This window comes from Pseudomonas fulva (assembly GCF_023517795.1).
In the GTDB taxonomy this organism is placed as follows: Bacteria; Pseudomonadota; Gammaproteobacteria; order Pseudomonadales; family Pseudomonadaceae; genus Aquipseudomonas; species Aquipseudomonas fulva_D.
This window is the reverse complement of sequence record NZ_CP082928.1, coordinates 5217832-5232313: the sequence shown is the minus strand read 5'-3', so window position 1 is coordinate 5232313 and position 14482 is coordinate 5217832. Positions and strand designations below refer to the sequence as shown.

13 protein-coding genes are annotated in these 14482 nt (G+C 66.0%); 7 read left to right on the top strand and 6 right to left on the bottom strand.

Annotated elements, in window-relative coordinates:
• Nucleotides 1-237: 237 nt before the first annotated feature.
• The gene (locus tag K8U54_RS24160) at nucleotides 238-774 is read left to right on the top strand and encodes a sterol desaturase family protein (protein ID WP_249910511.1); all 537 of its coding nucleotides are present in this window, start codon (nucleotides 238-240) and stop codon (nucleotides 772-774) included.
• Here the strand turns inward: K8U54_RS24160 and crtB are convergent.
• Genes crtB through fni form a run of 5 tightly spaced genes read right to left on the bottom strand, consistent with a single transcriptional unit; the run spans nucleotide 656 to nucleotide 6606 of the window.
• Nucleotides 656-1654 (bottom strand): 15-cis-phytoene synthase CrtB, encoded by a 999-nt coding sequence (gene crtB / locus K8U54_RS24155; RefSeq protein ID WP_249908169.1) that lies wholly within the window; start codon nucleotides 1652-1654, stop codon nucleotides 656-658. The two genes, K8U54_RS24160 and crtB, sit on opposite strands and share 119 nt — an antisense overlap.
• Nucleotides 1651-3141 (bottom strand): phytoene desaturase, encoded by a 1491-nt coding sequence (locus K8U54_RS24150; RefSeq protein ID WP_249908168.1) that lies wholly within the window; start codon nucleotides 3139-3141, stop codon nucleotides 1651-1653. Before K8U54_RS24150 ends, crtB begins: the two co-directional genes overlap by 4 nt.
• On the bottom strand, nucleotides 3138-4304 hold the full coding sequence (crtY, locus tag K8U54_RS24145; RefSeq protein ID WP_249908167.1) for a lycopene beta-cyclase CrtY: 1167 nt from the start codon (nucleotides 4302-4304) through the stop codon (nucleotides 3138-3140). The genes K8U54_RS24150 and crtY overlap by 4 nt, the downstream gene beginning before the upstream one ends.
• Nucleotides 4301-5572, bottom strand: a complete 1272-nt coding sequence (locus tag K8U54_RS24140) for a glycosyltransferase (protein WP_249908166.1) — start codon at nucleotides 5570-5572, stop codon at nucleotides 4301-4303. The genes crtY and K8U54_RS24140 overlap by 4 nt, the downstream gene beginning before the upstream one ends.
• Nucleotides 5569-6606, bottom strand: a complete 1038-nt coding sequence (gene fni, locus K8U54_RS24135) for a type 2 isopentenyl-diphosphate Delta-isomerase (RefSeq protein WP_249908165.1) — start codon at nucleotides 6604-6606, stop codon at nucleotides 5569-5571. Before fni ends, K8U54_RS24140 begins: the two co-directional genes overlap by 4 nt.
• 272 nt (nucleotides 6607-6878) lie before the next feature.
• On the opposite strand from fni, the gene K8U54_RS24130 reads away from it, so the two are divergent.
• Nucleotides 6879-7766, top strand: a complete 888-nt coding sequence (locus K8U54_RS24130) for a polyprenyl synthetase family protein (protein WP_249908164.1) — start codon at nucleotides 6879-6881, stop codon at nucleotides 7764-7766.
• On the opposite strand, the gene K8U54_RS24125 is transcribed toward K8U54_RS24130, so the two are convergent.
• A complete protein-coding gene (locus K8U54_RS24125; protein WP_249908163.1) occupies nucleotides 7767-8228 on the bottom strand; it encodes a hypothetical protein in 462 nt (153 codons plus the stop codon). It abuts the gene before it with no gap.
• A gap of 198 nt (nucleotides 8229-8426) precedes the next feature.
• On the opposite strand from K8U54_RS24125, the gene K8U54_RS24120 reads away from it, so the two are divergent.
• The 5 genes from K8U54_RS24120 to K8U54_RS24100 all read left to right on the top strand — a co-directional run bounded on the left by K8U54_RS24120 (nucleotide 8427) and on the right by K8U54_RS24100 (nucleotide 14314).
• Entirely contained in the window at nucleotides 8427-8939 is a 513-nt protein-coding gene (locus K8U54_RS24120) for a sigma-70 family RNA polymerase sigma factor (protein WP_249908162.1), read from the top strand.
• Nucleotides 8933-9883 (top strand): FecR domain-containing protein, encoded by a 951-nt coding sequence (locus K8U54_RS24115; protein ID WP_249908161.1) that lies wholly within the window; start codon nucleotides 8933-8935, stop codon nucleotides 9881-9883. The genes K8U54_RS24120 and K8U54_RS24115 overlap by 7 nt, the downstream gene beginning before the upstream one ends.
• Nucleotides 9884-9948: 65 nt before the next feature.
• Nucleotides 9949-12393: a TonB-dependent receptor gene (locus K8U54_RS24110; RefSeq protein ID WP_249908160.1), complete on the top strand. Its 2445-nt coding sequence runs from the start codon at nucleotides 9949-9951 to the stop codon at nucleotides 12391-12393.
• A 59-nt stretch (nucleotides 12394-12452) separates the two neighbouring features.
• Complete coding sequence (locus K8U54_RS24105) at nucleotides 12453-13328, top strand: ABC transporter substrate-binding protein (protein ID WP_249908159.1); 876 nt, start codon at nucleotides 12453-12455, stop codon at nucleotides 13326-13328.
• Nucleotides 13325-14314, top strand: a complete 990-nt coding sequence (locus K8U54_RS24100) for a FecCD family ABC transporter permease (RefSeq protein ID WP_249908158.1) — start codon at nucleotides 13325-13327, stop codon at nucleotides 14312-14314. The genes K8U54_RS24105 and K8U54_RS24100 overlap by 4 nt, the downstream gene beginning before the upstream one ends.
• Nucleotides 14315-14482 lie beyond the last annotated feature (168 nt).

The window sequence follows — 14482 nt, the reverse complement described above, 5'->3', positions numbered from 1 at the left end:
TGAACGAGAAACCGGGCCATGGGCCCGGTTTTTTATTGCCTGCGCTTTATTGACCTGGGCCACACGGTGATCACCATCTGCGGATACAATCGCAGACGACCCCGCCGCCCCGGCGCTCAAACAGATGGATCGGATGGCGGCCCGCAGGGTCGATAGCAGTGCCCGTCGCGCAGTGATTCGAGCTGCACGGTGGCAAACGGTCTCTTCACCTTTTCAGCCTACGCGCACCGGTACCCGATGATCATCAACGCCCTGGTTTTCCTTGCCACCCTGACCGCCATGGAAGGCGTGGCCTACCTTGCCCACAAGTACGTGATGCATGGCTGGGGCTGGGGCTGGCATCGCTCCCACCACGAGCCGCGCGAAGGCTGGTTCGAGAAGAACGACCTGTACGCCGCGGTGTTCGCCGGGCTGGCCATCGTGCTGATCGCCCTGGGCACCCAGGGTTGGCACCCACTGGAGTGGATCGGCGCCGGCATGACCGCTTACGGTTTTCTGTATTTCGTCGTGCATGACGGCCTGGTGCATCACCGCTGGCCATTTCGCTTCGTGCCGCGCAGTGGCTACCTCAAGCGCCTGTATCAGGCGCACCGGATGCACCACGCCGTGGAGGGCAAGGAGCGCTGCGTGTCGTTCGGCTTTCTCTACGCGCCGACTACGGCGCGTCTGAAGGCTCAGTTGCGGGCGATGCACGACGGCCCGCTGCGCAAGCCGGACGGGGACGTTGCCACAGATCGGCGGAGCGAGCCGGCCAGCGCGCGAAGCGACTCGTAACCGCGCGCCACAAGCCGATCGACACGGCGCCGATCTTCTCCGCCTTGGAGGTGGAAATACGCTCGTCCCAGGCGTGCTCGCCGGCTTCCAGCACCTTCATGCCGATCTGCCGATACACCACAGCTGCCGTCGCTACCGCCCAGGCCGAGCGCCAGGGCAGGGCGCTCAAGCCTGCCTGAGCGCTGGCGTAGTAGGGCTCGGCCAGTTCGACCAGGCGCTGGCCGAGAAGCGCCACCGCCGGGCGGTGATGGAGGTCGGCGAGCCGGTCACGCGGGATGGCCTGCTCTTCCAGCCACCGCTCGGGCAGGTAGCAGCGGCCTACGGCGGCGTCATCGATGATGTCGCGGGCGATATTGGTCAGCTGGAACGCCAGGCCCAGGTCGCAGGCGCGATCCAGGGTCGCCTCGTCCCGGGCGCCCATTACCCGCGCCATCATCAGGCCCACCACGCCGGCGACGTGGTAGCAGTACTCGAGGGTGTCGTCGATGCTCAGGTAGCGGCGCTCCAGCACATCCATCTCGAAGCCGGCCAGGTGCTCGAGGGCGTGCTGCTCCGGGATGTCATGGGCGAGTACCACCTGGCGGAAGGCAGCGAACGCCGGGTCGTGCAGCGCGTCGCCGCGGTACACCGCGTGGGTCTGCGCCTTGAGATGTAGCAGGCGCCGCTCGGCTTCCTCGCGGCTGATCGGCACGGCGTCGTGGCCGGCCTCCTGGCCGTCGATCACGTCGTCGCAATGGCGGCACCAGGCGTAGAGCATCACCGCACTGCGCCGGGTGGGTTCGTAGAACAGTTTCGAGGCCGCGGCGAAGCTTTTCGAGCCCACCGCGATGCTCTGGTTGGCGTGTTCGATCAGCGCGTCGTCCTGCGGCGCGCCGCTCATGCCTGCAGGTCCTCGAGCATCAGGCTGGCGGTGGCCTTGGCCGAGCCGATGACGCCCGGCACCCCGGCGCCGGGGTGAGTGCCGGCGCCGACCAGATACAGGTTGTGCAACTGGGCATCGCGGTTGTGTGGGCGGAACCAGGCGCTCTGCTGCAGCACCGGCTCCAGGGAGAACGCCGAGCCCTGGTAGGCGTGGAGTTCGTCGCGGAAGTCATCCGGGGTGAAGATCCGGCAGGTCACCAGGTCCTCGCGCAGCCCCGGCATGTAGTGTTCTTCCAGATAGGCGAGGATACGGTCGCGATAGCGCGGCCCCTCGACGCTCCAGTCGATCGGCGCATTGCCCAGGTGCGGCACCGGCGACAGTACATAGTGGCTGGAGCAGCCTTCGGGGGCCAGGCTCGGGTCGGTCACGCAGGGCGCGTGCAGGTAGAGGGAGAAATCCTCGGCCAGGGTCTGGCCCTTGAAGATCTCTTCGATCAGCTCGCGGTAGCGGGGGCCGAAACACACCGTGTGGTGCTGCAGCTGGGGCTGCGGGCGCTTGAGGCCGAAGTGGATCACGAACAGTGAGTTGCTGAAGCGCTTGCCCTTCAGGCGTTTGCCTTCCTGGCGGCCGCGTGGGTGGCCGGCCAGTAGCTTGTCGTAGGTGTGCACGACGTCGCCGTTGGAGGCCACGCTGTCGGCGGCGAAGTGGCGGCCGTCCTGCAGGCGCACGCCGGTGGCGCGGTTGCCCGCGGTGTCGATGGCGGCCACGTCGGCGTTCAGCTCCAGGGTACCGCCCAGGTCCTCGAACAGCCTGACCATACCCTGCACCAGCGCGCCGGTACCGCCCCTGGGAAACCACACGCCCCACTCGCGCTCCAAGGCATGGATCAGGGTGTAGATCGACGAAGTGGCGAACGGGTTGCCGCCCACCAGCAGCGAGTGGAAGGAGAACGCCTGGCGCAGTTTGTCGTGCTCGACGAAGCTCGACACCATCGAATAGACGCTGCGCCATGCCTGCAGGCGGGCCAACTGTGGGCCGACCTTGAGCATGTCGCCCACCGACAGGAAGGGCACGGCGCCGAGCTTCAGATAGCCCTCCTTGAACACGGCCTTGGAGTAGGCGAGAAACCGCTGGTAACCGGCGACATCGGCCGGGTTCAGGGCGGCGATCTGGCGGTCCAGCTCGGCCTGGTCGTTGGCGTAGTCGAACTGCGTGCCGTCTTCCCAGCACAGGCGGTAGAACGGCGCGACCGGCAGCAGCTCTACGTAGTCCTCGATCCTGCGGCCGCTGAGGGCAAACAACTCCTCGATGGCGCTGGGGTCGGTGATCACCGTCGGGCCGGCATCGAAGGTGAAGCCCTGGTCGCGGTACACATAGGCACGGCCGCCGGGCTGGTCACGTTTTTCCAGCAGGGTGGTCTGGATGCCCGCACTCTGCAGGCGGATGGCCAGGGCCAGCCCGCCGAAACCCGCGCCGATGACGATGGCTGTTTTCACTTGGTTCATGAACGCGTCTCGAAATGCCTGGGCGAGTGGCGCAGGGCCGCCCGCATGGCTTGGTCAACGGGGACCGGCGGTTTGCCGACAAGAATTCGTGCACGGTCGTACCAGGGATTGCGGCCGGCGTAGAAACGTTCGATCAACCCGGCTGGCAGGCCGTAGAAACGTTGCATCACCTGCCAGCGATCCTGTGGCCGGCCGGCCAGGAACAGCATGCGGTTGAGCAGGCGATAGAAGCCCTGGTTGCGCCACTCACCCCGGGCATGCTCGCGCAGGTCGTGGGCCAGGGTGGCGGCGTCGCGCAGCTGATAACTCACCAGCCAGTCGGCCAGGCGCACCGCATGGGGCAGGGAGTAACCGGTGGTGCAGTGGAACAGGCCGGCGCGCAGGCCCGATAGCGGCTGGCCGGCGGCCTCGTCCCAGAAGGCCTCGAAGTCGCCGGCCAGGGTGATCGGCAGCACACCCTGTTCCTCGCGCAGGCATTCGGCTATCTGCCAGCCATGCTGCCTGGCATAGGCGGCAATGTGCTCGCGAAGCTGATCGGTGGTGGCGCGATGGTTGTCGACGTAGTGGGTGTCCTCGATCAGCAGCGTGTCGGCCGAGAACGGCAGCACGTAGACGAAACGATAGCCGTCGCCCTGGGGCACCCGCGCATCCATGATGATAGGCGCCGTCAGCCCGTGGGGCTCCTCCAGACGCAGCAGCTGGCCGACGAAAGCCTGCTGGCCGAGCACCAGGTTGTCGCTGGGCCGCGCACCACGCCCGTCGATGACCGCCCGCGCCTCCAGACGTTCGCCGCTTTCCAGCAACACATGGGTCGGGCCGAGCGCGCTGATGCTGCTGCTCAAGCGCAGGGAGGAACCCAGCGCCGGGGTCAACACGTCGGCGAAGCGCTCGCCGGTGATGCTCGCGTAGCCGCTGTTCAGGGCGCGCGACAGGTAGGGGAAGTGCACCTGGTAACTGGCCCAGCGCTTGACCACCAGCGGTTCCAGCCAGCGATGCTGGGTCTCGCTCAGGTCACCATCATGGAATGACCAGGTATGGTTGCCGCCCAGGCTGGCCTGTTCCTCGATGCACAGCACCTTGAGGTCCGGGCGTTGCTGCTGCAGGCGCCAGGCGATCAGGCCGTTGGCGAGGCCGCCGCCGGCCAGGATCAGGTCATGGGTCATAAGGTGTGCGCCTGTGCGGTGGCGTGGCTGACCACGGCAGCCTCGACGATATCGGCCGCCCGGGTTACGCCGCCAGCCTGCTGCAGCTCGTCGATCAGCGGGTCGAAGCCGGTCAAAGGTTTGGTGAGCAGATCACGCAACGCCGCTTCGATACGGGCCGCGCCGGCACGCCGGCTCAGCTGGCTGCCCACACCGCGGTAGGCCACCCGTGCGGCGACACCCGGCTGGTCGAAGGCGATCGGCATCACCAGCATCGGCGTGCGCGCAACGATGGCATCCATCACGGTGTTCAGGCCGCCGTGGGTGATGACCGCGTCGGCTTTCTCCAGTGCCCATTGCTGCGGCGCGAAGTCGGTGACCCAGGTGGCGCCGCAGTCGATCAGGCGGCGTTCCTGGGCAGCATCGAGCTTGCCGCAGTGGGCGATCAGCAACTGGCCATCGAGGCGCTTGCAAGCCTTGGCAATGCGTTCGAACACGCCGAGCCGATCTCCCTGCAAGGTGCCCAGGCTGGCGAAAAGGAACGGCCGCTGCTCATCGATGGGCCATTCGCCCTGTTGCGGCGTGGCTGGGCTGCGCAGTGGGCCGACCGCATGGAAATGTGCCGGCAACCGGCTGCGCGGGAAGTCGAAACCGGCCAGGGTCTGGCTGATCTGCGCCAGGGGCGACAGGCACTCATGCAGGGCGGTGCGCGGCGGCACGCCCAGGCGCAGCGCTGCATCCTGAATCACCTTGCCCAGGGGCTTCATCAGCCAGTCGTAAACCTGGCTGCTGCCGCGGTACATATGCTGGCTGCGCTGGTCGGTGCCGTAGGCGAAAGGCATCACCGGCAGCGGCAGGCCCGGCTCGCGGTTGACCGGCAGCGCGCAGGCCACCGACACGAACGGCAGGCCCAGGCTTTCGGCGACCAGTCCGCCAGCGGGCTCCATCTGGTCGCAGAGCAGGGCCTCCACGGCGTTATCGGCCAGCGCCTGGGGCAGCTCGCTGCAGAGCATGGCGGTGGTCGCGCCCATCTGCTTGATGATGCGCCGCAGGCCCCAGGGCGTGTCCGGGTGTGCGGCCTGGTGCAGGGTGCGCGCCAGGCTGCCGGGCGGGTGGGTGTTGGCGCCTACCGAGCGGAAGGCCACGCGCGGGTCGCTGAGCCAGTGGGCGGCATCGGACTGATGGAAGAAGGTCACCCGATGGCCGCGGCCGATCAGCTCGACGGCGAGGGCCTGCAGGGCCTGGAAGTGACTGTAGTAAGGCGGTGCGACAACCGCGAAGTGGGTCATGCCTGGCTCGCCAGCAAAGGCGCCTGGCGCAGCGCGGCCAGGTTGGCCGAGCCGGTGCAGAAGCACGCGGTACGCAGTTGCCGGATGACGATCTGGAAGTGTTCGATCACCGCCTCGGTCGACAGCGTCGCGCCGGGCAGCGCGCCGGCCGCCTGGCCGACGATATCGGCGCCCAGGCGGATGGCCCTGGCGGCATCGACGCCGTCGCGTATCCCGCCGGAGGCGACCAGCGTCACGTCCGGCAGGGCATCGCGTATCGCCTGCACGGCGCTGGCCGCAGGAATGCCCCAGTCGGCGAAGGCCATGGCCACCGCCCGATCGGCCGGGTTGGTGGCACGCTCGCCTTCCACGGCCGCCCAGCTGGTTCCGCCGGCACCGGCCACGTCGATGACCTGCACACCGGCCTCGACCAACGAACGGGCGACGCTGGCCGACAGGCCGGCGCCGACTTCCTTGACGATCACCGGCACCTCCAGGCTGTCGACCACCCGGGCGATCTGCGTCAGCACACCGCGCCAGTCACGGTCGCCTTCGGCCTGCACGGCTTCCTGCAGCGGGTTGAGGTGAATGATCAGGCCGTTGGCCTGCAACGTATCGACCGCACGGCGGGCCAGGTCGAGACCGTCGACCTCGAGCAACTGGGCGGCGCCGATATTGGACAGCAGCACGATATCCGGAGCCAGCCGACGCAGCTCGCCGGTCAGGCCCTGGTCATTGCCGGTCTGCAGGCTGACGCGCTGGGAGCCGACGCCCATGGCGATGCCCAGTGCCTGAGCGGCCTCGGCCAGGTGACGATTGATGGCTTCGGAGCGCGCCGCGCCGCCGGTCATGGAGCTGATCAGCAAGGGCGCCTGCAGCGGGGTGCCGAGCAGCGAGGCGCGCAGGTCGATGGCGGCGTGGTCGAGCTCGGGCAGGGCGCAGTGCTCGAATTGCACCTGCGACCAACCGGCACTGACACGGGTAGCGGCCTTGTGCCGATCCAGAACGATATCCAGATGATCATCCTTACGCCGACTGAGGTCGCTATTATTCATGCAGGCTCCATTGCGCCGGAATCATTTTGCTGTGCACGCGGTCTGTCCAGAACGGAATAATCGAATAGCATGTCGATCCAGCCGCCTTGTACAAGTCTTTGAACAACCTGCTGGCAGGCAAGATTATCAGGCAACCGCAGGCATTAGACGTTCCAACATTACAAATCGGCTTTGGTTACGATGATTTAGATGTCAGGATCGTACAACGTCGTGACCCTCGGTACGTAACAGGTGTTCGCGTACTGCAGGCATACAGAAGAAGAGAGTGAACGATGACAGCCTATGCGACCGCAACGATCGACAGCGGATTCACCGAACACCTGATGCAGCTGCGTGGCGCCGTCGATGACCGACTCGACGAGCTGTTGCCGCCTGCCAGCAACGAGCGCGACCTGGTGGCTGCGGCGATCCGTGACGGGGCACTGGCCCCGGGCAAGCGCATGCGCCCGCTGCTGTTGCTGCTCGCCGCCGACGGGCTGGGCGCCGATCAGCACCAGGCGCTGGATCTGGCCTGTGCCATCGAGATGGTGCACGCCGCCTCGCTGATTCTCGACGACATGCCCTGCATGGACAACGCCCAGCTGCGCCGCGGGCGGCCCACCGTGCACCTGGCGTTCGGCGAGGACATCGCCATTCTCGCGGCCGTGGCGCTGCTGTCACGGGCCTTTGGTGTGGTGGCCTCGATCGACGGGCTGCGCCCGCTGGTGCGCACCCAACTGGTGGAGATTCTCGCCAATACCATCGGCTCCCAGGGGCTGGTGCAGGGGCAGTTGCAGGACCTGCGCGACGGCAGGCACGCCCGTAGCGAAGAGGAAATCGCCGCCACCAACAACCTCAAGACCGGGGTGCTGTTCAGCGCGATCATGGATATGGCGTTTCTGATCAGCGATGCACCCCAGCCGTTGCGGGGGGTGCTGCAGCGCTTCGCCATCGAGCTGGGGCACGCCGTGCAGCTCTACGACGACCTGCAGGACATCAATCCCAACAGCGACAAGGACCAGGGCAAGGACAACGGCAAGTCGACGCTGCTGGCCCTGCACGGCGAGCAGAAGGTGCGCGAGCGCCTCGATAGCCACCTGGCCCGGGCGCACATCTGCCTGGATGAAGCCTACCGCGGCGACGCCTATATCGGCCGCTTCCTGGGCATGCTGTTCGGCTGATTACCGGGGCAGCGCCTCCAGCGCGGCCTGCAGGGCTGCCGCATCGCTGAAACGCTGTTCACGAACCACGTTGCCATTGTGCACGTCCAGCCACTGCACGGTGTCGCGATCACCGTCGTAGCGACTGGCGACCCGACCGGTCTGGTCGAGCATGATCCGATACTTGGCCGAACGCATGGCCGGTACTGCAACCATCTTCGCCAGCGACGGCATCTTCTCGATATCGGCCACGTAGACCACGTGACGAGCATCCAGAAACCCTTCCGGCTGTTCTTCCAGCGCGCCGTTGACCAGGCGGGCGGTGGACATGCTGCGCGCCACCAGCACCACGCGGGCGCTATCGTCCAGGGTATAGGCCTTCTCGAATTGATCCAGCAGCGTCCAGCGTGTCGGCGCGGGCGCGTCGGTCGCCCAGGTGGAGGAACAGACAACACTGAACAACAGGATGCAAAGTCGTTTCATGGCAAGCCGCTCGGTGAAAAAGTGGCAGCACAATAGAGCGCGGCGGTCACGCTTGCCAAATATTTTGCATTTGCTCCAGCTTCCTCGGCACTGCAGGCCGGCCTGCAGCCCCCGGTAATTCCGAGTGCAAGGCTACCTTTCGGTATAGTTGTTAATTAGAATCGATCTCGTTATTGATCTTTCGTAACGGGTGTTGGCATGGGTGGTGTGGCTGTATCGAGTGAACGCGCGTTCGACGATCTGTACCGGGAGCATCGCAGCTGGCTGGAGCAGTGGCTGAGCCGCCGTATGGGCAATGGCTGGGATGCCGCCGATCTCAGCCAGGATGCCTTCATGCGCGTGCTGGCCGGTTCCCAGGCGATCAGCGAGCTGCAGGAACCGCGTGCCTACCTGAAAACCATCGGCAAGCGCCTGCTGATCAACCTGTACAAGCGCCGCAGCCTGGAGCAGGCCTATGTGGAGGCGCTGGCGCAACTGCCGGAAGCCTGTGCGCCATCACCGGAAGAGCGGTGGCTGGTGCTGGAAACCTTGCAGGCCCTGGACGAACTGCTCGACGGCTTGCCCCAGGTGGTGCGTCGAGCATTCCTGCTCAGCCAGCTCGAAGGGCTCGGTTACCGCGAGATCGCCGAGCGCCTCGAGGTCTCCGAGCGCAGCGTCAAGCGCTATATGGCGCAGGCCTACGAGCACTGCCTGCTGGTCGAGCTGTGCTGAACCGCGAGATCAGCGAAGACACCCGGCGGGTGGCGCGCTCGGCGGCACGTTGGCTGGCGTTGATCGAGTCCGGTGCGGCCAGCGAGCAGGACCACCTGGCGCTGCAGCGCTGGCGTGACGTGCACGCCAGTCACGAGCATGCCTGGCAGAAGATCCAGGCCTTGCGTTCGCGCTTTGGCGCATTGCCTGCCGAGTTGGCGATGGCCAGCCTCGACCGCCCTGACCAGGGCCGGCGGCGCCTGCTCAAAGGCATGCTGGGGTTCGCCGCGCTGGCACCGGCGGCCTGGCTGGTCAGCCGTGAACTGCCTATCGATGCCTGGCGCGCCGACCTGGCCACCCGTGTGGGTGAGCGGCAGCGGCTGACACTGGCCGATGGCAGCGTGCTGGACATCAATACCGATTCCGCGCTGAACCTCGACGCCGGTGGGCGTCGCCTGACCTTGTTGCGGGGCGAAGTGGCCCTGCGTGTCGCTGGCAGCTCGCCATTCGTTATCGAGACCGGCCAGGGCAGGGCGACGCTTGTGGCTGGAGAGATCTGCGTGCATCAGCAGGGCGATAGCTGCCGGTTCTCGGTGCTGGCGGGTTCGGTGCAACTGCAGGCAAGTACTCATGAGACACAGGTTCTGCAGCGGGGGCAGCGGGCCACACTGCGCGCTGGGCGCATCCAGTCCACCCAGATCTTCGACCCTGGTGCGCCTGGCTGGCGTGACGGTGTGCTGATGGCCAACGACCAGCCCCTGGGCGATTTCCTGCGTGAGCTGGACCGTTACCGGCCCGGCATTCTGCGCTGGTCGCCGGCCCTGGAAACCCTGCGGGTGACCGGCAGTTTCCGCCTCGCCGACACCGACCAGATCCTCGACCTGCTGGCTGCCAGCCTGCCTGTCGAGGTGCACAAGCGCACCCGTTACTGGGTCACTCTGGTGCCGCGCGAAAAAACTGCCTGAAGCCTGTCCCTTTTTTTTCACTCACCTGTCATGGGAGGTAGTGAATCAAAAAGAGAGCGTCTGCCATGCCACCCCTGACACGTTATCGGCCTCGTCTGGTGTCTTCGATTTCCTACTCCACCGTCTGCCTGAGCCTGATGCTCGGGCTGGGCAGCATCGCGCCGCTGAGCGCCGGGGCACAAACCGCCGAGCGCAGCTACAGCGTGCCGAGCAGCAGCCTCGGTGAGGCCCTGAGCCGCTTCGCCAGCCAGGCCGGGGTAAGCCTGTCGGTAGATCCGGCGCTGGTCAGGGGGCGCAGCAGCCAGGGGCTGTCCGGTACCTACAGCGTCGATGAGGGGTTCACTCGCCTGCTCCAGGGCAGCGGCTTGCGTCTGCAGCCGGTTGGCGATTCGGCCTATACCATCGCGCCAACAGCCGATAGCGCCGAGACCCTGGAAATCGCCCCGACGGCGATCACTGGCGTAACCATCCCGTCGCAAAGCCTGGAGGGCGAGCGCTACGCCGGCGGCCAGGTCGCGCGGCGCAGTTCCCAGGGGCTGCTGGGCTCGCGGGACTTCATGGAATCGCCCCTGAGCATGACCACCTACACCAGCGAGGCGGTGAAGAATACCCAGTCGCGCACCCTGGCCGACCTGACCGCCAGCGACCCGGCGGTGCGCTCGACCAACCCGGCGGGCGGGCGCTTCGAGCAGTTCACCATCCGTGGTTTCAGCCTGTTCAACAGTGATGTGTCCTACGGTGGGCTGTACGGCATCATGCCGACGTACTCCATCGACATGGAAATGGCCGACCGCGTCGATATCCTTCGTGGCCCGACCCAACTGGTCAACGGCATCTCGCCTCGCGGCAGCGTCGGCGGCGGCATCAACGTGGTGCCCAAGCGCGCCACCGACAAGCCGATCACCGAGTTCACCGGCAGCTACGCCTCGGACAGCCAGGTCGGTGGGGCGGTCGACGTGGGTCGTCGTTTCGGCGAGGACAACCGCTTCGGCATCCGCTTCAACGGCGTCAAGCAATCCGGTGATACCGAGTGGGATCACCAGAAGGTCAACCGCGAGATGGCCGTGGTGGGGCTGGATTTCCGCGACGAACGCCTGCGCCTGTCGATGGATCTGGGGCATACCGAGCGCGATACCGATGCGCCCCAGGAGCGCGTGCTGGTCGGCGCCAATGCACCCGTGCCGCGGGCCGATGACGTGCGCCACAACTACGCGCAAGCCTGGAGCAAGGCCGAGACCCGCGACACCTTTGGTGCGCTGCGCGGTGAGTACGATATCGACGATTCGTTGATGGTTTATGGCGCTGTGGGTGCGCGTAAGAGTCGTCATGATTTCCTGCGGCACAACGTGTCGGTGACGAACGCTGCTGGCGATTTCACGGTTGACCCGAGGGGGTTCAGCAGGGATGAGGATGTTCGAACCATCAACGCCGGCGTGCGTAAGTGGTTTAACACAGGATCGGTCAGCCATGAGGTCAACTTGGCCGCCGACTATTTCTCCATGGATTTTGAAAACGGCGACACACGCTATGCCCGTGGAAATAGCAACCTCTACAACACGCGACCAACGCCTGCGCCAGGCTTGCCCACGAGGCCGTCAACCAGGGATTACACAGAGAACCGCTTCAGCGGGGTAGCGCTCTCTGACACCCTGGGCTTTATGGAGGATCGCCTGCTGGTGACATTGGGAGCACGTTGGCAGCGAGTGGTCGTCGATGACTGGTCGGATGGCGTGAAGCAACCCACCGCCTATGACGAGGAAAAGTTCTCGCCTTCGGCGGGCGTGTTGTTCAAGGCGACCGATCAACTTTCGTTGTACGCCAACTACATGGAAGGCCTGAGCCAGGGCAAGATCGCGCCCGGCACAGCGGAGAACGAAAACGAGATTTTCCCGCCCTTTATCAGTCGCCAGGCTGAGGCGGGGGCCAAATACGATATGGGCAGGTTTGCCCTTACCGCGGCGGTTTTCCGTATCAAACAGCCGGCTTACGAGACTGCGGCGCCCGCGGCGGGTCAAACCGAAGGAACGTTCGGTCCCAACGGCAAACGCGTCAATGACGGTATCGAGCTCAACGTCTTTGGCGAACCCGTTGACGGCGTCAGGCTGCTCGGTGGGGTGATGTATATCGACAGCGAACTGAAGGACACCAACAACGGTGGTGCCAACGATGGCAATCGCGCGCCGGCCACACCCAAGCTCAATGCAAACTTCGGTGCCGAGTGGGACCTGCCTGGCGTTCAGGGCCTGACCGTGACGGGCCGCGCTATCTATAGCAGTTCGCAGTATCTGGATCAGGCCAACACCAAGGAAATCGGCTCTTGGACCCGCTACGACCTGGGTGCGCGCTACGCCTTCAAGGTCAGCGAGACCGATGTCACCTTGCGTGGCACCGTCGAGAACGTCGCCGACTCCCGGGACTGGATCTCGGCGGGCGCCTCGGACGACAGCTCGCCAGGCTTGACGATCTCAACTCCACGCACCTTCGTGCTGTCGGCCACCCTCGGGTTCTGATCCAGTGAGTGGGATCGAGTTTGCAAGGTAGTAAGGGGGCGCTCTCCAGGCGCACATTGATGCGCCTGTCCCTGGGCGTTCTCGCTGCCGGTGCAATGCCCCTGGTCAATGCCGGGCCTGCGCCGCGGCGCGTCATCACCTTGTTTCAGGGCGCCACCGATACCGCGGTGGCGCTTGGCATTCGGCCGGCCGGCGTGGTCGATTCGTGGAGCGAGAAGCCCATGTATCGCTACCTGCGCTCGGCCTTGGCAGGCGTGCCCCATGTCGGCCTGGAAACCCAGCCGAGCCTGGAGGACATCGCCTTGCTCAGCCCGGACCTGATCGTCGCCTCGCGCTTTCGCCATGATCGGATTGCCGGGCTGCTCGAGCAGCTGTGCCCGGTGGTGATGCTCGACGAGGTATTCGAATTCCGCCATACCCTGCGCGTGATGGGCGCTGCTACCGCGCGCAGTGGCGAGGCGCGGGCCTTGCAGGCGCGTTGGGATGCACGCGTCAGCGCGATGCGCGAGCGCCTGGCCGCGAAGTTCGGCGCGCGCTGGCCGCTCAGCGTGTCGGTGCTGGACGTGCGTGAGGACCACCTGCGCAGCTACCTGCCCGACAGCTTCGCCGGCAGCGTGCTGGCCGAGCTGGGCTTCGTGTGGAACCGGCAGAGCCGCGATGCCAGCGGCGTGTCCATCAAGCTGCGCAGCCGGGAAAGCCTGCCGGTGGCCGACGCCGATGTGTTCTTCGTGTTCGGCCGGGCCGACAGCCCCGCGGTTCAGCGCCATTACCAGGCGATTACTGGGCACCCGCTGTGGCAGCGTATGGCCGCGCCGCAAGCCGGGCAGGTGTGGTGGGTGGATGGCGTGGCCTGGATATTTTCCGGCGGCATCCTTGGCGCCACACGCATTCTCGACGATATCGAACGCAGCTTGCTGGCGGACGCCGCGGCATGACGGCGCCCGGCAAGCTGATCATCGCCTTAGTCGTGCTGCTGGCCTGCTGCGTGCTGAGCCTGTCCACCGGCCCCAGCTGGATCGGCCCGCACAGCGTGTTCGACGCCTTGCTGCAGGCCGATCCGTCTAACGTCGACCATTTGCTGGTCAACACCACCCGGCTGCCGCGCACCCTGATGGCAGTGGTGGTCGGCGCCAGCCTGGCGGTGGCTGGCGCGCTGATGCAGGCCATGACCCGCAACCCATTGGCCTCGCCGGGGCTATTCGGCATCAACGCCGGGGCGACCTTCGCGTTGATCGTCAGCCTGTCGCTGTTCTCCCTGAATGCGCCTGAGCAATGGCTGTGGAGCGCCTTCTCAGGCGCCGCCGTGGCCGGCGCGCTGGTCTGGACGGTGGGCAACAGCGGGCAGGGCGCGCTCAACCCATTGCGCATGGTGCTTGCCGGGGCGGCGATAACCGCGCTGTTCACGGCGTTCAGCCAGGCGTTGCTGGTGATCGATCAACAGGGCCTGGACACCGTGCTGTTCTGGCTGGCCGGCTCGCTCAGCGAGCGCAGCCTAGCCACCGCCGTGCCGCTGCTGATCTGTGCACTGGTAGCGCTGCTGGTGGCCTGCCTGCTCGGCGCCCAGGTCAATGTGCTGAATGCCGGCGTGCAGATCGCCATCGGCCTGGGCCAGCGCACCGGCCTGATCCGCCTGAAACTGGGCGTGCTAGTGGTGCTGCTGGCCGGCAGCGCGGTGGCCCTGGCGGGCAGCATCGGTTTCATCGGGCTGATCGTGCCGCACATGGTGCGTCGCCTGGTCGGCATCGACCACCGGGTGATGCTGCCCGGTTGCGCGCTGCTCGGCGCCACGCTGTTGCTGGTCGCCGATATGCTCGCCCGGGTGCTGATCCTGCCCCACGAAGTGCCGGTCGGGGTGATGACCGCGTTGTTCGGCGCGCCGTTCTTTATCGCACTGGCGAGGCGTGGAGGTCGCAATGCCTAACAGGCCGTCGAAAACCTACCTGCGTTGCCAGCGCGGCGTTAAAAACAAGCTCAAAATGCTCATGTACAGCTTGTACACTCCGCTTTCTCGCCTGTTTTTGCGGGGCCGCCCTCGGTATTGCGCTGGCTGCCTCGCCAACGTTTTTCAACGGCCTGTCAAGCCTCGCAT

What these genes read in the sequence shown, in the direction of transcription:
- K8U54_RS24140 (WP_249908166.1), bottom strand. Translation starts at nt 5,572, where the DNA reads ATGACCCACTTCGCGGTTGTCGCACCGCCTTACTACAGTCACTTCCAG.
- K8U54_RS24120 (WP_249908162.1), top strand. Translation starts at nt 8,427, where the DNA reads ATGGGTGGTGTGGCTGTATCGAGTGAACGCGCGTTCGACGATCTGTAC.
- K8U54_RS24160 (WP_249910511.1), top strand. Translation starts at nt 238, where the DNA reads ATGATCATCAACGCCCTGGTTTTCCTTGCCACCCTGACCGCCATGGAA.
- K8U54_RS24130 (WP_249908164.1), top strand. Translation starts at nt 6,879, where the DNA reads ATGACAGCCTATGCGACCGCAACGATCGACAGCGGATTCACCGAACAC.
- K8U54_RS24125 (WP_249908163.1), bottom strand. Translation starts at nt 8,228, where the DNA reads ATGAAACGACTTTGCATCCTGTTGTTCAGTGTTGTCTGTTCCTCCACC.
- crtB (WP_249908169.1), bottom strand. Translation starts at nt 1,654, where the DNA reads ATGAGCGGCGCGCCGCAGGACGACGCGCTGATCGAACACGCCAACCAG.
- K8U54_RS24110 (WP_249908160.1), top strand. Translation starts at nt 9,949, where the DNA reads ATGCCACCCCTGACACGTTATCGGCCTCGTCTGGTGTCTTCGATTTCC.
- crtY (WP_249908167.1), bottom strand. Translation starts at nt 4,304, where the DNA reads ATGACCCATGACCTGATCCTGGCCGGCGGCGGCCTCGCCAACGGCCTG.
- K8U54_RS24100 (WP_249908158.1), top strand. Translation starts at nt 13,325, where the DNA reads ATGACGGCGCCCGGCAAGCTGATCATCGCCTTAGTCGTGCTGCTGGCC.
- K8U54_RS24105 (WP_249908159.1), top strand. Translation starts at nt 12,453, where the DNA reads ATGCGCCTGTCCCTGGGCGTTCTCGCTGCCGGTGCAATGCCCCTGGTC.
- fni (WP_249908165.1), bottom strand. Translation starts at nt 6,606, where the DNA reads ATGAATAATAGCGACCTCAGTCGGCGTAAGGATGATCATCTGGATATC.
- K8U54_RS24150 (WP_249908168.1), bottom strand. Translation starts at nt 3,141, where the DNA reads ATGAACCAAGTGAAAACAGCCATCGTCATCGGCGCGGGTTTCGGCGGG.